At 70.8% G+C, this 20,566-nt stretch carries 20 protein-coding genes; 13 read left to right on the top strand and 7 right to left on the bottom strand.

Annotation, left to right across the window (positions count from 1 at the left end):
• Positions 1–10 precede the first annotated feature (10 nt).
• The 9 genes from murG to ACIBG8_RS16730 all read left to right on the top strand — a co-directional run bounded on the left by murG (position 11) and on the right by ACIBG8_RS16730 (position 9,545).
• Entirely contained in the window at positions 11–1,093 is a 1,083-nt protein-coding gene (gene murG / locus ACIBG8_RS16770; RefSeq protein WP_397343619.1) for an undecaprenyldiphospho-muramoylpentapeptide beta-N-acetylglucosaminyltransferase, read from the top strand.
• Complete coding sequence (gene murC, locus ACIBG8_RS16765; RefSeq protein ID WP_397343944.1) at positions 1,093–2,493, top strand: UDP-N-acetylmuramate--L-alanine ligase; 1,401 nt, start codon at positions 1,093–1,095, stop codon at positions 2,491–2,493. The genes murG and murC overlap by 1 nt, the downstream gene beginning before the upstream one ends.
• On the top strand, positions 2,490–3,152 hold the full coding sequence (locus ACIBG8_RS16760; protein WP_397343618.1) for a cell division protein FtsQ/DivIB: 663 nt from the start codon (positions 2,490–2,492) through the stop codon (positions 3,150–3,152). Before murC ends, ACIBG8_RS16760 begins: the two co-directional genes overlap by 4 nt.
• Positions 3,153–3,354: 202 nt before the next feature.
• Positions 3,355–4,713 carry a cell division protein FtsZ gene (ftsZ, locus tag ACIBG8_RS16755; RefSeq protein ID WP_397343617.1) on the top strand — a complete coding sequence of 453 codons (1,359 nt, stop codon included), beginning with the start codon at positions 3,355–3,357 and terminating at the stop codon, positions 4,711–4,713.
• A 510-nt stretch (positions 4,714–5,223) separates the two neighbouring features.
• On the top strand, positions 5,224–5,928 hold the full coding sequence (locus tag ACIBG8_RS16750; protein WP_397343616.1) for a YggS family pyridoxal phosphate-dependent enzyme: 705 nt from the start codon (positions 5,224–5,226) through the stop codon (positions 5,926–5,928).
• A gap of 141 nt (positions 5,929–6,069) precedes the next feature.
• Positions 6,070–6,570, top strand: a complete 501-nt coding sequence (locus ACIBG8_RS16745) for a cell division protein SepF (RefSeq protein ID WP_397343615.1) — start codon at positions 6,070–6,072, stop codon at positions 6,568–6,570.
• A gap of 81 nt (positions 6,571–6,651) precedes the next feature.
• Positions 6,652–6,945, top strand: a complete 294-nt coding sequence (locus ACIBG8_RS16740) for a YggT family protein (RefSeq protein ID WP_397343614.1) — start codon at positions 6,652–6,654, stop codon at positions 6,943–6,945.
• 111 nt (positions 6,946–7,056) lie between these two features.
• A complete protein-coding gene (locus ACIBG8_RS16735) occupies positions 7,057–7,929 on the top strand; it encodes a DivIVA domain-containing protein (protein WP_397343613.1) in 873 nt (290 codons plus the stop codon).
• Positions 7,930–7,970: 41 nt separating this feature from the next.
• A complete protein-coding gene (locus tag ACIBG8_RS16730) occupies positions 7,971–9,545 on the top strand; it encodes a hypothetical protein (protein ID WP_397343612.1) in 1,575 nt (524 codons plus the stop codon).
• On the opposite strand, the gene ACIBG8_RS16725 is transcribed toward ACIBG8_RS16730, so the two are convergent.
• Positions 9,538–9,939, bottom strand: a complete 402-nt coding sequence (locus ACIBG8_RS16725) for an ester cyclase (RefSeq protein ID WP_397343611.1) — start codon at positions 9,937–9,939, stop codon at positions 9,538–9,540. The two genes, ACIBG8_RS16730 and ACIBG8_RS16725, sit on opposite strands and share 8 nt — an antisense overlap.
• Positions 9,940–10,022: 83 nt before the next feature.
• On the opposite strand from ACIBG8_RS16725, the gene ACIBG8_RS16720 reads away from it, so the two are divergent.
• The gene (locus ACIBG8_RS16720) at positions 10,023–10,553 is read left to right on the top strand and encodes a TetR/AcrR family transcriptional regulator (RefSeq protein WP_397343610.1); all 531 of its coding nucleotides are present in this window, start codon (positions 10,023–10,025) and stop codon (positions 10,551–10,553) included.
• A gap of 51 nt (positions 10,554–10,604) precedes the next feature.
• On the opposite strand, the gene ileS is transcribed toward ACIBG8_RS16720, so the two are convergent.
• The gene (ileS, locus tag ACIBG8_RS16715; protein ID WP_397343609.1) at positions 10,605–13,748 is read right to left on the bottom strand and encodes an isoleucine--tRNA ligase; all 3,144 of its coding nucleotides are present in this window, start codon (positions 13,746–13,748) and stop codon (positions 10,605–10,607) included.
• A 409-nt stretch (positions 13,749–14,157) separates the two neighbouring features.
• Between ileS and ACIBG8_RS16710 the strand changes: the two genes are divergently transcribed.
• Genes ACIBG8_RS16710 through ACIBG8_RS16700 form a run of 3 tightly spaced genes read left to right on the top strand, consistent with a single transcriptional unit; the run spans position 14,158 to position 16,006 of the window.
• On the top strand, positions 14,158–14,559 hold the full coding sequence (locus tag ACIBG8_RS16710) for a TraR/DksA family transcriptional regulator (RefSeq protein WP_397343943.1): 402 nt from the start codon (positions 14,158–14,160) through the stop codon (positions 14,557–14,559).
• Entirely contained in the window at positions 14,523–15,080 is a 558-nt protein-coding gene (gene lspA, locus ACIBG8_RS16705) for a signal peptidase II (protein WP_397343608.1), read from the top strand. The genes ACIBG8_RS16710 and lspA overlap by 37 nt, the downstream gene beginning before the upstream one ends.
• Complete coding sequence (locus ACIBG8_RS16700) at positions 15,077–16,006, top strand: RluA family pseudouridine synthase (RefSeq protein WP_397343607.1); 930 nt, start codon at positions 15,077–15,079, stop codon at positions 16,004–16,006. The genes lspA and ACIBG8_RS16700 overlap by 4 nt, the downstream gene beginning before the upstream one ends.
• Here the strand turns inward: ACIBG8_RS16700 and ACIBG8_RS16695 are convergent, their stop codons facing one another.
• Genes ACIBG8_RS16695 through ACIBG8_RS16675 form a run of 5 tightly spaced genes read right to left on the bottom strand, consistent with a single transcriptional unit; the run spans position 16,007 to position 20,560 of the window.
• Positions 16,007–17,266, bottom strand: coding sequence for a protein kinase (locus ACIBG8_RS16695; RefSeq protein ID WP_397343606.1), 1,260 nt, complete (start codon positions 17,264–17,266; stop codon positions 16,007–16,009).
• A 10-nt stretch (positions 17,267–17,276) separates the two neighbouring features.
• Positions 17,277–17,591 carry an AzlD domain-containing protein gene (locus ACIBG8_RS16690; protein WP_397343605.1) on the bottom strand — a complete coding sequence of 105 codons (315 nt, stop codon included), beginning with the start codon at positions 17,589–17,591 and terminating at the stop codon, positions 17,277–17,279.
• On the bottom strand, positions 17,588–18,244 hold the full coding sequence (locus ACIBG8_RS16685; RefSeq protein ID WP_397343604.1) for an AzlC family ABC transporter permease: 657 nt from the start codon (positions 18,242–18,244) through the stop codon (positions 17,588–17,590). The genes ACIBG8_RS16690 and ACIBG8_RS16685 overlap by 4 nt, the downstream gene beginning before the upstream one ends.
• 4 nt (positions 18,245–18,248) lie before the next feature.
• Positions 18,249–19,097, bottom strand: coding sequence for an AraC family ligand binding domain-containing protein (locus ACIBG8_RS16680; RefSeq protein WP_397343603.1), 849 nt, complete (start codon positions 19,095–19,097; stop codon positions 18,249–18,251).
• On the bottom strand, positions 19,094–20,560 hold the full coding sequence (locus tag ACIBG8_RS16675) for a protein kinase (protein WP_397343602.1): 1,467 nt from the start codon (positions 20,558–20,560) through the stop codon (positions 19,094–19,096). Before ACIBG8_RS16675 ends, ACIBG8_RS16680 begins: the two co-directional genes overlap by 4 nt.
• Between the last annotated feature and the right edge of the window lie 6 nt (positions 20,561–20,566).

Genomic DNA, 20,566 nt, shown 5'->3' with positions numbered 1-20,566 from the left:
AAGGACCGAGATGAGGGTGGTCCTCGCCGGTGGCGGCACGGCCGGCCACATCGAGCCGGCGCTCGCCCTTGCCGACACGCTGCGGAGGCTTGATCCCAGCGTGGCCATCACCTGCCTCGGCACCGAGCGCGGCCTGGAGACCAGGCTGATCCCCGCCAGGGGCTACGAGCTGGAGCTGGTTCCCGCCGTGCCGCTGCCCAGGGCGATCACCCCCGCGCTGCTGACCATGCCGGGACGGCTGGCCGGGGCGATCAACGCGGCCGCCGCCGTGCTCGACCGGGCGAAGGCCGACATCCTGGTCGGCTTCGGCGGCTACGTCGCCACCCCCGCCTATCTCGCGGCCAGGCGGCGCGGTATCCCGATCGTCGTGCACGAGGCCAATCCGCGCCCCGGCCTGGCCAACAGGCTCGGCGCCCGGCTCACCGAGCACGTCTTCAGCGGGCACCCGGACTCCACGCTGGCCAAGGCCGAGTACATCGGCACCCCGCTGCGCCGCGACATCGTCGCCCTCGACAGGTTCTCCATGGGCGACAAGGCGCGCTCCTGGTTCGGCCTGCAGGCCGACCGGCCGACGCTGCTGGTGTTCGGCGGCTCGCAGGGCGCCCGCTCGCTCAACCAGGCGGCGCTGGCCGCCGCCCCCGCGCTGCGCGCGGCGGGGGTCCAGGTCCTGCACATCATCGGGCCGAAGAACACCGTCGAGCACGAACCTCCGCCGGGCGACCCGCAATACGTCCTGCTGACCTACATCGACCGCATGGACCTCGCCTACGCGGCCGCCGACCTGGCCCTGTGCCGCAGCGGCGCGCTGACCTGCGCGGAGCTGACCGCCGTCGGGCTGCCCGCCGCCTACATCCCGCTGCCGCACGGCAACGGCGAGCAGCGGCTCAACGCCACGCGGATCGCCGAGGGCGGCGGCGGTCTCATGATCGACGATTCCGAACTGTCACCTGATTGGATCATCCAGAACGTGCTGCCCATCCTGCGCGACCCCGAGCGGGTCGCCGCCATGTCCGAGGCCGCCTTGTCGCTGGGGCGCAAGGACGCCGACGTGGTGCTCGCCAGAAAAGTCCTGCAGATCGCCGGGGGGCGATGATGAGTCTCGTCAAACTTGTGGAGCCGGTCGCGGCCGAGGATCTCGGCCGGGTGCACTTCATCGGCATCGGCGGCGCCGGCATGTCGGGCATCGCCCGCATCCTGGCCAAGCGCGGCGTCAGGGTGTCCGGCAGCGACGCGCGCGGCTCCGACCTGGTGACCGAGCTGCGTGAGCTCGGCGTCACCGTCCACGTCGGGCACGCCGCCTCGCACATCAGGGACGTCGACACCGTGGTGGTCTCCACCGCGATCCGCGACTCCAACCCCGAGCTCGGCGAGGCGCTGCGCCAGGGGCTGCGGGTCATCCCGCGGGCGGCGGCGCTGGCCTCCGTCATGGCCGGCCGTACGGCGGTGGCCATCGCGGGCACCCACGGCAAGACGACCACGACCTCGATGCTGACGGTGGCGCTGCAGAAGTGCGGAGCCGACCCGTCCTACTGCGTCGGCGGCCAGCTCGTCACCACGGGCCTCGGCGCCGACGAGGGGTCCGGCGGGGTGTTCGTGGCAGAGGCGGACGAGAGCGACGGCTCGTTCCTCATGCTGGCGCCCGACATCGCGGTGGTCACCAACGTCGAGGCCGACCACCTCGACAACTACGGCGACCCGCGCGCGGTGCACGACAGCTTCGCCAGGTTCGTCGAGCGGATCGGCTCGCTGCTGATCGTCTGCCTGGACGACCCGGGCTCCGCCGAGCTGATCCAGCTCGGCAGGGCCAGGGGGCTCAGGGTGAAGTCCTACGGGCTGACCGAGGGCGCCGACTACCGCGTGACCGACGTCAGTCCCGACGGTTTCGGCCTGACCTACACGGTCGAGGGCCGTGGAGACGTACGGCTGGCCGTTCCCGGGGCGCACAACGCCCTCAACGCCACGGCCGTCATCGCCGTGGCCGACGAGCTGGGCCTGCCCTTCGAGGAGATCAGGGACGGTCTGGGGGCCTTCACGGGGGCCAAGCGCCGCTTCGAGGCCAAGGGCGAGGCGTCCGGCGTCGCGGTGTTCGACAGCTACGCCCACCACCCGACCGAGCTGGCGGCCGACCTGCGCGCCGCGCGCGACGTCGTGGCCTCCTACTCGGGCACCGGCCGGGTCATCGCGGTCTTCCAGCCGCACCTCTACTCGCGCACCAGGTTCTTCGCCGAGGAGTTCGGCGCCGCGCTCGGCCTGGCCGACGAGGCGATCGTGCTCGACGTCTACGGCGCGCGCGAGGACCCTGAGCCCGGCGTGTCCGGCGCGCTGGTGGCCCAGCGGGTGCCGCACGACAACGTCACCTACGTTCCGGACAAGGCGGCGGTCCCGGCCACCGTGGCGGGGCTGGCCAGGACCGGCGACATCGTGCTGACCATGGGCGCGGGCGACGTGACCGAGCTCGGGCCCAAGATCGTGGCGGAGCTCTCGGCCCGGTGAAGGCGCGCAAGGCGTTCATCGTGCTGCTCACGGCGGGGGTGGTCGGCACGGCCGCCTGGCTGGTCTTCTTCTCTCCCGTGCTGGGCGTGCGGTCGGTCGAGGTCGTGGGAAATCTCACAGTCGAGACCGGCAGCATCCAGAGCCAGGCCGGAGTGCCCTCGTTGCAGCCTCTCGCAACAGTGGACCTAGCGGACGTCGAGACCCGAATCCTCGCGCTGCGCAAGATCGCCACGGCCAAGGTCGTCCGCGCCTGGCCGAGCACCCTGCGCATCGAGGTGGTCGAGCGCGAGGCCGTCGCCGTCGTCCCCGTGGACGGCAAGGCGGCGCTCGTGGACAGGACGGGAGTGGTGACCGAGATCAAGGACGTCGCCCCGCCGCGCCTGCCCGTGCTGCGCCTGGACCGGCCTGGACCAGGCGATCCCGCGACCATCGCGGCGATCAAGGTGGTGGGGGAGCTGCCGCCCGACCTCGCGCGCAGGGTCGAGGAGGTGCGCGCCACCTCGGCCGAGGGAATCTCGCTGAAGCTCACCGACGGCAGGACCGTCGTGTGGGGCGGGGCCGACCGAGGTGCGGACAAGGCGCGCATCCTGGCTGACCTGCTCAGGCGCAAGGCTCAGGTCTACGACGTGAGCTCGCCGGACGTGGTGACGTTGAAGTAAAGGGGCGGACGCGAATAGGACAGGCCGCGACACGCCGGACGCGCTTGCGGCGCGGTTAGTTGACCCGCCCGGAGCGCAACTCCTACTGTCCGTATCAATCTCAGGTTGACATAAATCTGAATCTCAACTTGAGGTTGAGAGTTTAGCGCGGAGAAGATTCCGCACCGAAATACCAAGTAAACGAGCGGAAAGGCCCCTCGTCGTGGCAGCACCGCAGAACTACCTCGCGGTCATCAAGGTTGTCGGCATCGGCGGCGGCGGAGTGAACGCCGTCAACCGGATGATCGAGGAGGGACTCAAGGGCGTCGAGTTCATCGCGATAAACACCGACGCCCAGGCGCTGCTGATGAGTGACGCCGACGTCAAATTGGACGTGGGTCGTGAACTCACGCGCGGCCTCGGGGCCGGCGCCAACCCCGATGTCGGCCGCAAGGCGGCAGAAGATCATCGTGAGGAGATCGAAGAGGTACTCAAGGGTGCCGACATGGTCTTCGTCACCGCCGGTGAAGGCGGTGGAACGGGCACGGGCGGTGCCCCGGTCGTGGCCAACATCGCACGGTCTCTGGGTGCGCTCACGATAGGCGTAGTGACCAGACCGTTCAGCTTCGAAGGCCGTCGCAGGGCCATGCAGGCAGAAGCCGGGATAGAGACGCTGCGCGACGAGGTCGACACCCTCATCGTGATCCCCAACGACCGGCTGCTGTCGATCTCCGACCGGCAGGTCAGCGTCCTGGACGCCTTCAAGGCGGCCGACCAGGTGCTGCTGTCCGGTGTGCAGGGCATCACCGACCTCATCACCACGCCCGGCCTGATCAACCTGGACTTCGCCGACGTCAAGTCGGTCATGTCCGGCGCGGGGTCGGCGTTGATGGGAATAGGGCATGCGCGCGGTGACGACCGCTCGGTGGCCGCCGCCGAGATGGCGGTGTCCAGCCCGCTGCTGGAAGCCTCGATCGACGGCGCGCACGGCGTGCTCCTGTCGATCGCGGGCGGATCCGACCTGGGTCTGTTCGAGATCAACGAGGCAGCCCAGCTCGTGTCGATGGCCGCGGCCCCCGACGCCAACATCATCTTCGGCACGGTCATCGACGACGCCCTCGGCGACGAGGTGCGCGTGACGGTCATCGCGGCGGGCTTCGACGAGCCGGCGCCGGTGGAGAAGCAGCAGGCGCCCCGCCCGCAGACGCGCCCCGCCACGACCGCGCCGGCCGCGCCGCCCGTCTCCGCGCCCGTGCGCCCCGCGCCTCAGGCGGCGCCGAGCGTCAAGGCCGAGCCGCCGATGTCGCGTCCCGAGCCGCCGATCCACCGGCCGGAGCCGGTGCGTCCGGTGGAGAGCGCTCCCGCGCCCGCCCCTGCCCCGGCGCCCGCGCCCGTGGCTGCGCCGGTGCCCGAGCCGGTCGCCGAGGAGCCGCAGGCGCCGGTGGCGATCCCCAGGCCCACGCCGGAGCCCGCCAACGCGCCCACGCCGATCACCTCCCGCATGTCGGAGCCCGCCAAGCGTCGGCCGGTGGTCTTCGAGGAGCAGGAGGAGGAGCTCGACGTACCCGACTTCCTGAAGTAGGCGAAGCCGGTGGGGCATCGCCCCAGCAACCCGCACGGACCCCTCTCCGTGCGGGCTTTCTGCTGTCCGGGGCCCGATCACACGAGGTTGAGCTCCTTCGGGCCCGCAACTCGACGACCCCAAGCACGGGAAGAGCACGGCCACAGGGGACCTGCCAGGGTCCTTCCAGGGCTTGTGATTGTTGGGGGTGCGGGGCTCTTGCGTGGTGTCTTGAGGGTACGGCGGAGCCGGGTTGGGCGGCTGCTCGCCGACGTCGCGGCCGTCTGTCCGGTCGACGCCACTCGGGCGCTCAGGCTGGGGAGCGTGACGACGCATGGGATGCCCCTAAGTGGTCCCGGAGGCTCGCGGGGGGTTTTCCGTGCTCGGGGTGGTTGGTGGGGATGTTGCGGCGGGATGCGACGCGCCCGAATGGCGTGATGGACGGAGGCCCGCCCACGTCGGCGGGTGGCGCTTGGCACGGCCTGCCGTACAGACAAGGTCTTGACCGTTCGGGTCGGCGGAGTTGGGAGGATGGGGGGTGTGACGAGGGAAGAAGAGATCGCGCACGGCCTGGCCGACGTCGAGCGGCGGATCGGTGAGGCGTGCGCGGCGGCGGGCCGGGAGCGCGGCGAGGTGACGCTGGTCGCGATCACCAAGACCTACCCGGCCTCCGACGTGCGCATCCTGGCGGGCCTCGGCGTGCGGGACGTCGGCGAGAACCGCGACCAGGAGGCCGCGGGCAAGGCGGCGGAATGTGCGGACCTGGGGCTGACCTGGCACTTCGTCGGGCAGCTGCAGACCAACAAGGTGCGCTCCGTGGTGGCCTATGCCGATCTGGTGCACTCCGTCGACCGTCCCCGCCTCGTGCAGGCGCTCAGCCGCGGAGCCGTCGCCGCGGGGCGCGAGGTCGGGTGCCTGGTCCAGGTCGCCTTGGACGACGATCCCTCGCGCGGCGGGGCGCGCCCCGCCGACGTTCCCGCGCTCGCCGACGAGATCGCCGCCGCCGAGGCGCTGAGGCTCGACGGCGTCATGGCGGTGGCGCCGCTCGGCGAGGATCCGGCAAAGGCGTTCTCCCGATTGCGTGATCTCTCTCACGCCCTCCAGGCCCGCTACCCTGCTGCGACGGTGATTTCAGCGGGAATGAGCGGAGATCTGGCGGAGGCGGTGGCGCACGGCGCGACACACGTGCGTGTCGGTACGGCGTTGCTCGGTCGCCGCAGGCCCTTCGTCAGGTAATGTCCCCCCAAGTGGGCCTTCAGGCCCGCCCATCCAGTAGAGGTCGATCAGCGGTCAGCTCCAAGGGGGGTACGGCTACCGCCCTCGGAAACCGGCCACGGATCCGAGCGAGTTGACCATGAGCAGGAGGACGACGTAGCGATGGCCGGCGCGATGCGCAAGATGGCGGTCTACCTCGGTCTCGTGGAGGACGACCGCTACGAGAGATACGAGACGTATCAGGACGACTACGTCTACGACGACGAACCGTCACGAAGCTCCGAGGAGCGCCCCGTAACGGTCCAGGACCGCGAAGAAGAGACTGACCCTGGCGTCCCGGCGCCCAGGCCCTCCACGACCGTCCTGGAGCGCCGCACGACCGATCTGGCGCGCATCACGACGCTCCATCCGCGCACCTACAACGAGGCGCGGACCATCGGCGAGCACTTCCGCGACGGCACTCCGGTCATCATGAATCTGACCGAAATGGTCGACAGTGACGCAAAGCGTCTGGTCGATTTCGCAGCAGGTCTGGTCTTTGGCCTACATGGCAGCATTGAACGTGTTACCAACAAGGTGTTCCTGTTGTCCCCTGCCAATGTCGAGGTGACCGCCGAGGACAAGGCCCGAATCGCGGAACGCGGATTCTTCAACCAGAGTTAGAGTCTCTGGTATGTCTATCGACCCAACCCAGGTCTCGCCGAGGCCGGGAGGGCACATCGGAAGTGGAGGCGCGGCCAGGCCGTGGGGATCGTCAGTCAGATCTTGCTCATCATCCTCTATCTCTATCTGGTGCTGCTCATCGGCAGGATGATCTTCGAGACGGTTCAGGCGTTCGCCCGACAGTGGCGGCCTTCCGGGTTCGTTCTGGTGCTGGCGGAAGCCACATACACCGCAACTGACCCACCTCTCAAGTTCCTCCGCCGTTTCATTCCTCCCCTCCGGTTGGGTACGGTGGCCTTTGACCTAAGCTTCACTGTGCTCTTCATCGTGGTCCTGATCCTGATCCAACTGGTCGGGCTCCTGGGCCCCCGATGACCCAAGCGGCACTGCGTTGCCCCCAGGTCGTGATCCAACTCGTGTCCGCGCTGAAGTGATTCGGGTTCCGTCCCTCCGGACAGACTCCAAGCGCGCCAAGGAGACCAAAAGATGCCGCTGACGCCCGCTGATGTGCGGAACAAGCAGTTCAGTACCACCCGGCTACGGCCGGGCTACGACGAGGAAGAGGTGGATGCCTTCCTCGACGAAGTCGAGGCTGAGCTTGACCGCCTGATCCAAGAGAACGAGGAGCTTCGCGCCAAGCTGGCCGAGTGCCTGCGTGGCAAGGTGCCCGGGGGCATGTCCATGCCCATGGCGTCTGCCCCGGTGCAGGAGCAGCCGAAGCCCGAGATGATGGCGCCCCCGCCGCAGCCGGAGCCCATGCGGGCCCCCGAGCCGCAGCAGGTCCCCGTGGCCATGAGCATGCCTCCCGCTGAGGACAACATGGACACCGCGGCCCGCGTTCTGGCGCTGGCCCAGCAGACCGCCGACCAGGCGATCGCCGACGCCCGCCGCGAGGCGGACGAGACGGTCACCCGCGCCCGCCGCGAGGCGGACGACATCCTGACCAAGGCTCGCCGCCAGGCCGAGCAGGTCATCGGTGACGCCCGTGCCCGCGCCGAGACGCTGGAGCGCGACGCGCAGGAGCGGCACCGTCAGGCGATGGGCTCCCTCGTCCAGACGCGTGACGAGCTCGAGCGCAAGGTCGAGGAGCTGCGTTCCTTCGAGCGCGAGTACCGCAGCCGCCTCAAGCTCTACCTGGAGAACCAGCTCGCCGAGCTGAACGTCTCCGCGGAGGGCAGCGGAGGGTTCCCGGTCATCGCCGGCGGTCCCGTGGCCACCGGTGCTCCTGCCATGCAGCACGCGGTTCCCCAGGGTGGTCAGCAGCCTCTGCCCGGCGGCCAGAACCCGTTCGGCGGCGACGCCCCGCAGCACCAGGGCGCCTTCCCCGGCGGCGACGGCCCGCACAACGACCGCCGCTAAAGTAGCGGGTCAACTGGACCCGTCACTCGAGAGAGCCCCCTGTGATCCTTATCAGTGCTGGTTTGGTGCTCGCGGCCGTCGTTCTGCTGATCGCGGGCTTCGTTCTGGCAGCGCCGCATCTGATCATGTGGTCCATCGTCGTCAGCGTGCTGTCGGCGATGTTCCTGGTGATCGGCGCGTTCCTGCGGCGTCACGAGCTGTTCCCCAGCGGTGGGGCGGCCGTGGAGAAGGGAACCGTCCCCCCGGCGGCGCCCATGCCTCCTGCGGCACCCGTGCCGCAGCAGCAGCATCCCCAGCCGGTCGCGCGGCCCCGCGCGATCCAGCAGCCGGTACCAGCGGGGGCGCCGCCACGGCGTCCTGCGTCGGGCGGGATCTCGCCGGACGCGCTCGTGCTGGTGATTCCCGGGCGCAAGCGGTATCACGTCCCGGGATGCAGGCAACTGGTCGGACGGGATCACGAGGAGCTCACCTACGAGGAGGCGCGCGAGGAGGGCTTCACGCCCTGCACGACGTGCCTGCCTGACGCCGCGCTCGGTGGGAGGCAGCTGCCGCCTGTCGCCGACCCCGAGCCAGCGGCCCGCCCTACGCCCGCACCTGCGCGGCCGACACCCCCCGTCGGCGCCGAGAGCAGGGCGGAGGCGCCAGAGGTGACGCGCGAGCTGCGCTCACCCGTGGCCGCGCCGAAGCCGGACCACCCGGCCTCCACCCCCAGCACGACCCCTCCCACGGACCCGGCCCTGCCGTCCGCGGACACGACCCCTCCTTCCGGCACGCCCCTGCCTGCCACGGGCACAACCCCTGCTTCTGGTACGGCGCTGCCTGCCGCAGGCACGACACCGTCTTCCGGTGGCCGGGCTCCGGCTTCCTCATCCGGTACGGCTGCGCCTGCTGTGTCGAGCTCTGCCGCCGAGTCCGGCCCTGCCGTACCGGCGCGCCCGACGGAGGCCCCCAGCGGCGGGTGGTTCGCCCGCCAGCCAGCCGCGCCCAGCGGGTCGGATGAGCCCCGCCAGGTGGATGAGCCTCGTCCGGTGGAGGAGACGCAGGACAGCGCGGAGACCAAGCCCGCGTCGGCCCAGCGCATCCCGCCGTACATGAAGTCGTCCCCTCCCGCGGCGAAGCCCGCCCCGGCACCGGAGGAGACCCCGGCCGCCCCGGAGAAGCCCAGCCCCACCGACACGGGGGCGTCGGCCGCCGCGGAGAAGCCCGCAGCCGACCAGCCCTCCGCTGAGCAGCGGCCCGCGGCTCCCGAAAGGCCCGCCGTCTCGGAGAGCCCCACGGCCGTCGAGAAGCCCACCGCTCCGGAAAAGCCTGCTGCTGAGCGGGCGGAGGAGCCTGCCCCTGTGGGGAAGCCCGCCGCCAAGGTGGAGCCCGTGGCTGAAGAGCCTGAGGCCGTCGTGAGCGAGAGCGACGACGAGGAGCCGGACGACGACCAGCAGGACACCGCGCCGGGCACCGTGAAGGTGATCGTGGGGACTCGGCGCTACCACAGCACCGCCTGCCCCCTCATCAGAGGCGCGGGCGACTCGGGCGTGGAGACCATGTCCCTGGCCGCCGCCGAGGCCGCCGGGCTGACGAGTTGCTCGGTCTGCCAGAACGACCGCCAGACCGTCAGCTGACCGTCCCGAGCTGGGCCTCGATGGCGGCGGTGTCGCGCAGGGCCCAGTGCTCGACGATCCGTCCGTCCCGCACCCTGATCATGTCCATGCTCGTCACGTCATACCGCCGCCCAGAAGCAGTGTGCGTGCCCCGGCTGCGGTAGCGGTTGACGGATATGTCGTCGGAAGCGATGTTCTGTTCCACGGTCACCTCGACGTCGTGGAAGTCCTGAGGGCCCTCCAGCAGCGCCAGCCACTTGTCACGCCACGCCGCACGCCCATGGTGGTCGCCCTGGGTGCCGCCCCGGTGGTCGATGACGTCCTGGTCGACGAGGGCGAGCGCCTCGTCCATGTCGCCCGCCAACACTCGCGGGTAGAGGTCGACGATCCTGCGGTGTACCTGAGCGGGTGTCACAGCGCACTCCTAAGTGGGGGACTCCCCGTTTAAGGGATGCGACTAGGCTAAGCGGGGATATCCCCGGTTGGCAAGGGAGCGGAATGCGAGCCGACGCTCGGCGCAACTACGACGCGGTGCTGGCGGCAGCCAAGGAGCTGTTCGCCCAGCGCGGCGTCGACGTGCCCCTCGACGAGGTGGCCAAGCGGGCCGGAGTCGGCAACGCCACCATGTACCGACATTTCCCGACCAGGCGGGACATGATGGTCGCCGTCTACCAAGAGGAAGTCGTCGAGCTCTGCGACAGGGGGCGGGAGCTTCTCGGGGATCCGTCGCCCGTGGATGCCTTGTTCGTGTGGCTGGGGGAGTTCGTCGCCCACGTGGCCACCAAGCGGTGCCTGGCGATGGCGGCCGTGGACGACGCGCAGCGCTCCCCGCTGGCGGCGCGGTGGCACGAGTCGATGATCGACACGGCCTCCCAGCTGATGGCGCGCGCGGAAGGCGGTTTGCGCCCAGGGCTCGACGTCGCCGACCTGCTCGCGCTCGCCAAGGGCATCGCGCTGAGCGACACCCCTGAGGCCCGGATCCCCGTCCTGCTGGACCTGGCACGCAGCGGCGCGGTCAGGACCTCCTAGTCGTACGGCGAGCGCCAAGAGCAGGCGCTCGCCGTACGACCAGAAGAAGGGTCAGGCCTTGCTGAGCTGGAAGGTCAGCCCCAGGTCGGCGTCCACGACGGCGGGCAGGCCCTCGGCGGACCCCTCGGTGAGCGAGGAGGCGAGCACCTCGTCACTCACCAGCTGACCGTCGGCGCGCAGCGCCGCGGCGAGCTCCTCCGACGACGACGACCACCACAGCGTGATCCGGTCGGTGATCGACAGCCCGGACGTCTTGCGCGCGTCCTGCACCAGCCTGATGACCTCCCTGATGAGACCGGCCCTGCGCAGCTCGTCGGTCATCGCCAGGTCGAGCGCCACCGTCTCGCCCGTCCCGGTGTCCACGGCCCCGGTCTCCACCGCCCAGCCCGACTTGGGCTGCTCGGTGACGATGACGTCGTCGGCGCCGAGCGACACCGTGCCCAGTTCCCCTACGTCGACCGTGACCGTGCCGCCGCCCCGCAGCGTGCGGGCCAGCGAGGCGGGCTCGGCCGCAGACACCGCGGCGGCGACCAGCTTCGTCTGCGAGCCGAACCGCTTGCCCAGCGCCCGGAAGTTGGGCTTGACCGTGTAGGAGACCAGCTCGGCGTCGAACCCCGACATGTCCTCCAGCGCCTGCACATTGAGCTCGTCGGCGATGAGGTCGCGCAGCTCGGCGGGCAGCGTCGCCCAACCCGGAGCGCCGACCAGGGCGCGGCCGAGCGGCTGACGGGTCTTGACGCCGGAGGCGGCGCGGGCCGAGCGGCCCAGCTCCACCAGGCGCCGGACCAGCGCCATCTGCTCGGACAGCTCGGGGTCCAGCGACGAGGAGGAGACGGCGGGCCAGGTGGACAGGTGCACGGAGGCTGGCGCGTCGACGCCGCGCAGCACGTCCCACAGGTAGTCGGTGACGAACGGCGCGACCGGCGACATCAGCCGCGTGACCGTCTCCAGGCACTCGTAGAGCGTCGCGAACGCCTCGCGCGAACCCTGCCAGAAGCGGCGGCGGGAGCGGCGGACGTACCAGTTGGACAGGTCGTCCAGGAACTCCGCCAGCCGCCGCCCGGCCCGTGCCGCGTCGAAGTCGTCCAGGGCCGCGGTGACCTCGGCCACCGTGCGGTGCAGCTCGGCCAGCGCCCACCGGTCGAGCAGCGGCCGTTCGGCGGCCGGAGGGGCCTCCAGCGCCATCGAGGGCGACCACGACTCGGCGTTGGCGTAGAGGGTGAAGAAGGAGGCCGTGTTCCAGTAGGTCAGCAGGACCTTGCGGACGATCTCCTCGAGGGTGTTGTGCCCCACCCGCCTGGCCGCCCACGGCGAGCCGTGGCAGGCCATGAACCAGCGCAGCGCGTCGGCCCCGTGCTCGTCCATCAGCCCGATGGGCTCCAGCACGTTGCCCAGGTGCTTGCTCATCTTGCGGCCGTCCTCGGCCAGGATGAGCCCGAGGCAGAGCACGTTCTCGTAGGACGACTGGTCGAACACCAGCGTGCCGACCGCCATCAGCGAGTAGAACCAGCCGCGCGTCTGGTCGGTCGCCTCGCAGATGAACTGCGCCGGGTAGGCCCCCTCCGGCTTGCCGCGCGCGCCCCACTGGGCGAACGGCATCGAGCCGGAGTCGTACCAGGCGTCGATGACGTCGGGAACCCGCTGGGCGAGCGACCCACACGAAGGGCAAGGGAAGGTCACGTCATCCACAAACGGACGATGCGGGTCAAGCGTGGACAAATCCTGACCTGCGTATGACCCGAGCTCTTCCAGCGACCCCACGCACGTGATGTGCGACTCGTCGGCCGTGCACACCCACAGCGGCAGCGGCGTGCCCCAGTAGCGCGAGCGCGACAGCGACCAGTCGACGTTGTTGCGCAACCACTCGCCGAAGCGCCCCCACTTGATCGTGTCGGGGTACCAGCTGGTCTTGGCGTTCTCCTCCAGCATGCGGTCCTTGACCGCCGTGGTGCGGATGTACCAGGCGGGGAGCGCGTAGTAGAGCAGCGGCGTGTGGCAGCGCCAGCAGTGCGGGTAGCTGTGGTCGAAGTGGCCGCCGCGGAACAGCAGCCCGCGCCCGCGCAGGTCCTCGGTCAGCTCCTCGTCGGCGTCCTTGAAGAACTGCCCGCCGACCATGGGCACGTCGTCGAGGAAACGCCCGTCGGGGCCGATCGGGTTGACGATCGGCATGCCGTACTTCTTGCAGACGGTCATGTCCTCGGCGCCGAACGCCGGGGCCTGGTGCACCAGGCCGGTGCCGTCCTCGATGGTCACGTAGTCGCCCAGGACGACGTAGTGCGCGCCGGGGATGTCGACCAGGTCGAACGGGCGCGAGTAGGTGGTGCGCTCGAGCTCCGTGCCGGTGAAGCGGGCCACCTCGACCGCGCCCTCGCCGAGCACCGACAGCAGCGGCTCGGCGACGACCAGGACCTCGCCGCCGGGCGTGCGCGCCGCGACGTAGGTGACGTCGGGGTGTACGGCTACCGCCGTGTTGGACACCAGCGTCCACGGCGTGGTCGTCCAGATGAGCAGGGAGGCCTGAAGCTCGGCCAGCGGGCCGGACGTCACGGGCATGCGCACGTAGACCGACGGGCTGGTGACGGTCTCGTAGCCGCCCGGCTGGCCCAGCTCGTGGTCGGACAGCCCGGTGCCGCAGCGCGGGCAGTAGGGCGTGATGCGGAAGTCGCGGAACAGCAGCCCCTTGTCGAAGATGACCTTCAGCGACCACCAGACGGACTGGACGTAGTCGGGGTCCATCGTGCGGTAGGCCTGGTCGGTGTCGACCCAGTAGCCCATCCGCTCGGTCATCTCTTCGAACTTGTCCACGTTGCGCAGCACGGACTCGCGGCACCTGGCGTTGAACTCGGCGATGCCGTACGCCTCGATGTCCTTCTTGCCGGTCAGGCCGAGTTCCTTCTCCACGCCGACCTCGACGGGCAGGCCGTGGCAGTCCCATCCGGCCTTACGCTCGACGCTGAAGCCCTGCATGGTCTTGTAGCGCGGGAACAGGTCCTTGAAGACGCGCGCCTCGACGTGGTGCACGCCGGGCAGGCCGTTGGCCGTGGGCGGGCCCTCGTAGAACACCCAGGGGGCGCCGGAGGCGGTCTGCTCGATCGAACGCTCGAAGATCTTGCCGTCCCGCCATCGGTCAAGGACCTCGCGCTCGAGCGCGGGCAGGTCGACCTGCGCGGGGAGAGAGCGGAAATAGTGGGACATCGCTGGCGGGACCTCCACGTCGGCTGGGCATCGGCGTGAAGGGACGAAGCCGCAGGCTCCGCGGTACCACCCTCCTTGGCCCCGCAGGGCCCACTTCATTCACGATGCTGCCGGTTCTAGTGAGCTCGAAAGCCGTTCTTCCGGCGGCTCCGGGGTGATGCCCCTGTGATCTCCATCACAGGGCCCCATCAAAGCCTTGCACGCTCACACCATAACGCAGAGTGGAGCGAAAGACTTCCGGGAATCGCCCCGCGGCAACGCCAGGCAAAGAAGTGGGAATGGAAGCGCCTGGGGAGGAGTTGTTGAGGCGCGGCGGGATAGTACGGGAGAGGTAAACCGTCCGGCGGGTCGTTTGCCGATCTGTTATCGGCAGCCTAAGCTGCCCGCACCATTCACGGCCTTGATCAGCATGGAGGCAGCCATGGCGGCAGTCACGCAGACCGCTACACCGTCGATGTGGTCGGAAGAGGAGCTGGCCGAGGTCCGCGACTCGCTCGCGAAGGAGATCGCCGAGCTCAACGCGGACATCCTCCGCCACGAGTCGGAGATCGCTTCCGGCGATGTCACGCAGGGCGCCGGCGACGACCAGGCGGACGCGGGAGCCAAGACCTATGAGCGCGAACGCGAGATCGCCCTTACCCTGAATGCGCGCGATCTGGTCGCGCAGAACGAACGTGCGATCGCCAGGATCGACGCAGGGACCTATGGAGTGTGCGAATCGTGCCACAAGCCGATCGGCAAGGAGCGTCTTCAGGCGTTCCCGAGGGCGACGCTGTGCGTGACCTGCAAGCAGCGGGAGGAGCGCCGCTAAACCGCACCCGCGTGCTGCTGGTCCTCGGCGGCCTGGCCTTCCTCGTCTACGTCTGCGACCTGGTCAGCAAGACCATCGTGTTGCGCACGCTGGAGGGCCGGGCCGTGCCCCTGGAGGTCATCCCGGGGGTGCTGCAGTTCCGGGTGATCTTCAACTCGGGCGCGGCGTTCAGCATCGGCACCGGCGCGACGATCATCTTCACGTTCATCGCCGCCGGCGTGGTCATCGCGATCATCCGTACGGCCAGCAAGCTCCGCAGCCTGCCCTGGGCGGTCACCCTGGGCCTGCTGCTCGGCGGCGCGCTGGGCAACCTCACCGACCGCCTGCTCCGCTTCCCGTCGGGGTTCGGCAGGTCGGTGCAGTTCCAGGGGCACGTGGTCGACTTCATCGAGGTCTTCCCTGCCACCCACTTCCCGGTGTTCAACATCGCCGACTCGGCGATCGTGTGCGGCGGCATCCTGGCGGTCTTCCTGGCCTGGCGCGGTTACCAGATCGACGGCACCAGGGAGCTGAAGAAGTGACTGAAGTACGTAGCCTTCCCGTGCCGGACGGGCTGGAGGGCGAGCGGCTGGACGCGGCGCTGTCCAGGCTGTTCGGCTTCTCGCGTACCCGCGCTGCCGAGCTCGTCGCCTCGGGCGACGTGCTGGTCGACGGCAAGGAAGCGGCGAAGTCCGACCGCGTGCACGGCGGCGCCTGGCTGGAGGTGACGCTCCCGCCACCGGTCACCACGCCGATGCCGGTCGCCGAGCCGGTGCCCGGCATGACGATCGTCTACGAGGACGACGACATCGTCGTGGTCAACAAGCCCATCGGCGTCGCTGCCCACCCGACCGTCGGCTGGACGGGACCGACCGTCATCGGCGGCCTGCTCGGCACCGGCCACACGGTCGCCACCAGCGGCGCGGCGGAACGCCAGGGCATCGTGCACCGCCTCGACGCCAACACGACCGGCGCGATGGTCGTGGCCAAGAGCGAGCACGCCTACTCCCACCTCAAGCGCGCCTTCAAGGAGCGCACGGTGGACAAGCGTTACAACGCGCTTGTCCAGGGGCACCCCGACCCGTTCAGGGGCACCGTGGACGCGCCGATCGACCGGCACCCGGCGGGCGACGGCCGGTGGGCCGTGGTCGCGGGCGGCAAGGACTCGGTGACCCACTACGACACCATCGAGGCGTTCAGGGCGGCGTCGCTGCTCGACATCAAGCTGGAGACCGGCCGTACGCACCAGATCAGGGTGCACATGTCGGCCCTGCGCCACCCGTGCGTGGGCGACCTGCAGTACGGCGCGGACCCCAAGCTGGCGGCCAGGCTCGGGCTCACCAGGCAGTGGCTGCACGCGGTGTCGCTGGGCTTCGAGCACCCCTCGACCGGCGAGTGGATCTCCTTCAGCACCGACTACCCCGAGGACCTGCAGCACGCGCTCGACGTGGTGCGCGCCGAGTCCTGATCACTTGCGCTTGGCCTTCTTGTCCTTCTTGCCTTTGTCCGGCTCGACCTGACCCGCCTCGTCGTCGTCCGCCGTGGCGGTGGCGGTCTGGCGCTTCTTGGTGGGCGTTGGCGTGGCCGACGGGCTGTGGCTCCGCGTAGGGGTGGGCGACGGCTGGCTGGTGCGTTGCGGCGTGGTCGTGATCGTGCTGGGCTGCGGCTGGGTGGAGCTGTGCCGTACGGCGGGCTGGTTGTCGCCCGTCGCGGTGCTCTGCACGGACGGGACGACGGCGGGCGTCTGCGGCTGGTGTGACGACCGGCCGGTCAGCCACGCGGCGCCGCCCGCGAGCAGGGCCACGGCGACCGGAGCCGCGACCAGCAGCGCCCGCCGCCCACCCCGCCTGGGACCGGGTGGAGGGCCGGAGGGCGGGCGTGGGATGGGGGAGGTCGGCGCCGGAGCGGGGTGGGGCCCCGTGGGCTCCGGCGCCGAGTCTGTGACGATCGCGCGCAGCCTGGCCTGCGCCTCGGCGGGCGACATGCGCGCCGCTGGATCCTTGGCCAGCAGCCCGTGAACGACGGGGGCGAGCTGCCCCGCCCTGGCCATCGGCGCCGGATCCGCGTGGAGGATCGCGTGAAGGGTGGCCAGCGGGTTGTCGCGGTGGAACGGCACGTGCCCCTCCAGCGCGAAGTACAGCGTGACCCCCAGGGACCACAGGTCGGTGGCGGGCTCGGCTGGACGGCCCGCTGCCCGCTCCGGCGCGATGTAGGAAGGCGTGCCCACCAGCACGCCCGTCCCGGTGGCCATGGTGTCGTCGTCGGTGGTGGCGATGCCGAAGTCGGTCAGCACGACCCTGCCGTCGTCGGCCATCAGCACGTTGTCCGGCTTGACGTCGCGGTGCAGCACTCCGGCAGCGTGCGCGGCGCCCAGCGCCTCCAGCACCCGCAGCCCGATCTCCGCCACCCTGAGCTGCGGCAGCGGCCCGCTCTCGCGCACCATCGCGCCGAGCGTCGTGGACGGCACGAGCTGCATGACGATCCACGGGTGGCCGTGCTCCTCCACCACGTCGTACACGGCGGCCACGGCGGGGTGCGCGACCCGGCCCGCCGCCCGCGCCTCGCGGAAGGTGCGTGCGGAGAAGGTCGAGCGCTCCTGGTCGGGGGGTGGAAGGACCTCCTTGACCGCCACGTCGCGCCCGAGAACCTCGTCGTGTGCCTGCCAGACCGTGCCCATCCCGCCTCGGCCTATGGTGCAGAGCAGCCGATATCGCCCACCTACCAACATGTGGGGCGAGCTACCCCAATATCAGGCGGGCAAGCGCGGTCACCACGGCGGCGGCCGCCAGAACGACCAGGAAAGGCGCCCTGAGCAGCAGCGCGATCACCGCCGCACCGAGTCCGGCGGTACGGGGGAGGTCGAAGGTCAGCTCGCCGTTCGCGCTGAACATCTGCACCGCCACCAGCGCCGCCAGCAGCGCGACCGGCACGAGCTCGGCGAAGCGGCGCACCAGCGGCTGGTCGAGCACCTTGCGCGGCATCGCCAGCCCGGCCAGCTTCAGCGCGTAGCAGCCCAGGCAGACCAGGGCGATCGCCCACCACAACGTCGTCATCGCGACCTCACCATCATCACCAGGACGGCCACGGCGGCCAGCAGGACGGGCACGCCCGGCGGCAGGAACGGCGTGGCCAGCAGCGCGATCGACGCCCCGCCCGCCGCCAGCCACCTGAGCTCGGGGCTGTCCTTCAGCCGCGGCCACAGGATGGCCAGGAACGTCGCGGGGCCGACCGCGTCCAGGCCGAGCATGGCCGGGTCGCCCAGCTTGGAGGTGCCCAGCGCGCCCAGGAGCGTGGTGAGGTTCCACATCACGTACACGGCGGCGAAGGTGGTCACGAAACCGGCGCGCGAGGAGCGGGTGTCCGGCTGGGCCAGCGCGACGGCCGTGCTCTCGTCGATCACGCCGTGCGCGGCCACCAGCCTGCGCGCCCCCGTCACCTGCAGCAGGTCGGCCAGGCGCAGGCCGTAGAGGGTGTTGCGTGTGCCGAGCAGCAGCGCGCCCACCGCGGCCGTCAGGTCGCCGCCGCCGCCCACGAGGGCGAACTGGGAGGCCCCGGTGAAGGCCAGCAGGCTGAGCACGCACGCCTGCGTCACGCTGAGCCCCGCGGTGATCGCCGCGGCCCCGAAGGCGAGCCCGGAAAGGCCCACCGCTATGCCAACGCCGAGCCCGTCGCGGATCGCGGCGGACCGGCGCAGAGTCTGTTCCATGAGGTCAGAGGGTATGTGACCCGATTTCGGGCGTCTTGTACGTTCCTGCGGTGCGCTGGTAGGCGGCGGGCGGGACGCCGACGATGCGCTTGAAATGCCGGTTCAGGTGCGCCTGGTCGGTGAACCCCACCTCGGCGGCCACCTGGGCGGGCCGTACCCCGGCCTCGAGCAGCCGCCGGGCGTGCCGTACGCGCAGCTGGGTGAGGTAGGCGTGCGGCGGCAGGCCGGTCGCGGCCTTGAACGCCCGCAGCAGCGGAAAGGGCCTGGCCTGTACGGCTCGCGCCAGATCGTCCAGCGACGGCGGGTCGATCAGGCTCTCGTGCAGCACCTCCACGGCCCTGCGCACGGCCAGGTCGCCGGAGGCGGGCAGCTCGACGGCGGGCCTGGGGATCGCGTGGCGGCGCAGCAGGCGCGCGAAAGCCGTACGGATCAGCGTGGAGGCGGCCAGGTCGTTGCCGTGTTCCGTGGCCGCGTGCGCCGAGGTCAGAAGCCTGGCCAGGTCGGGGTCGGTGAGCACCTGGCTGGGGAAGTGGGGAGTGCCCGGCGGCAGGCGCAGCTCGGCGGCCAGCGACGACAGCGTGTCGATCGACGGGTACAGCATCCGGTAGGCCCAGCCGCCCGGCTCGCCCGCCTGGCCGGTGTGCTCGTGCTCGGGGTTGACCGCCACCACCTGGCCCGCGGCTGCCCTGTTGAGCGTGCCGCGGTAGTCGAACTCCTCCACGCCCTCCAGGATCACGCCGATGGCGTAACCCTCGTGCACGTGCCTGGTGAAGCGGTGGGTGACGTAGCGGGCCTTGAGCAGGTCGACCTCGGGCACCGCCGGGTGCCGCCAGAATCGCGCCTGCTCCCTCACAGCGGCCTGAAGGTCTTGGCGAACGTGGTGAAGTAGCGGCGCGCCGCGTTCCAGCGGTCGGCGCGCGTCTCCCAGTAGAGCGCGAACGGCCTGCCTGACCTGGTGGTGAAGCCCCTGTTGACGACGTGGATGAGCTCGCCGGCGCGCACCCGGGTGAACTCCCAGTCGGCCGCCGGGACGCCCAGGTAGGTCAGCGGGGTGATGCCCAGGCGGGTGTAGCCGGTGAACTCGCCCTTGCGCTGGATCTCCGCCTCCAGGTTGCGCCACGCCTGCGCCGGGTCGTCGACCGGGTTCTCGGGCACCGTCCACTCCACCACGAGCGAGCCCGGCCCGTCGGGGGTGGTGTAGGTGACGCTGTCGCGGGTGGGGTGCTTCTGCGCGGTCCAGCCGTCGGGGACGGCGATGGAGAAGTCGCCGTCGCTGTTCTTGAGCGTGCGCCAGCCCTTGGGCAGGGAGCTGGCCGTCTTGGTCACGGTCGGGGTGGGCGACGAGGCCGTCGGCGTCGGTTGCGTCACCGTTCCCCCGCCCGGCGCGTTGACCAGGAAGAACGCGCCGCCGCTCACCGCGGCCACCACACCTGCCGCCGCTGCCGGGATGACCCACCTGCGGCGCTTCCTGGGCGCGGGGATGTCCTGGGTGTGCTCCACCGTGGCCGTCCTGCCCACGGACACCGCCTGGAGCTGCGCCGCCGCCTCGTCGGCGCTCAGCCGCTCGGCCGGGTCGTGGCGCAGCAGCCCGGAGATCACCGGGCCGAGAGGACCCGCGAGCCGCGGCGGCTCCGGCCGGTCGCGCAGCACCGCGGCGACCGTGGCCGCCCACGAGTCGCGCTTGAACGGCGCCTTGCCCTCCACCGCCGCGTACAGCGTGGCGCCCAGCGACCACAGGTCGGACTCCGGCTGCGCGGGCAGCCCGTTGAGCCGCTCGGGCGGCATGTAGGCGGGCGTGCCGACCAGCCCGCCGGTCGCGGTCAGGCCCACCTCGGCCTCCATGGAGGCGATGCCGAAGTCGGTCAGCACCACCCGGCCGTCGTCGGCCAGCAGGACGTTCTCCGGCTTGACGTCCCGGTGCAGTACGCCGGTGGCGTGCGCGGCCCGCAGCGCGCCCAGCAGGCTCGCGCCGATCCTGGCCACCTGCTCGACCGGCAGCGCGCCGTGCTCGCGGATCACCTCGGCCAGCGAGCGCGACCTGACCAGCTGCATGACGATCCAGGGCCGGCCGTCCTCCTCGATGACGTCGTGGATGACGACCACCGACGGGTGGTCCAGGCGGCCCGCCGCCCTGGCCTCGCGGATGGTGCGGCGGTTCAGCTCGGCGCGCTTGTCCTCACCGATGCCGGTGTAGCGCACTTCCTTGATGGCCACCGTACGGTCGAGCAACTCGTCGTAGGCGCGCCAGACCACGCCCATGCCGCCCTCGCCGAGCGGTTCCATGAGCCTGTATCTGTTGCTGACCTGCCGTTCCACGCAGCG

The sequence above is a fragment of the Nonomuraea sp. NPDC050556 genome, from assembly GCF_044457355.1.
In the GTDB taxonomy this organism is placed as follows: Bacteria; Actinomycetota; Actinomycetes; order Streptosporangiales; family Streptosporangiaceae; genus Nonomuraea.
This window is presented reverse-complemented; position numbering and strand designations above follow the sequence as displayed.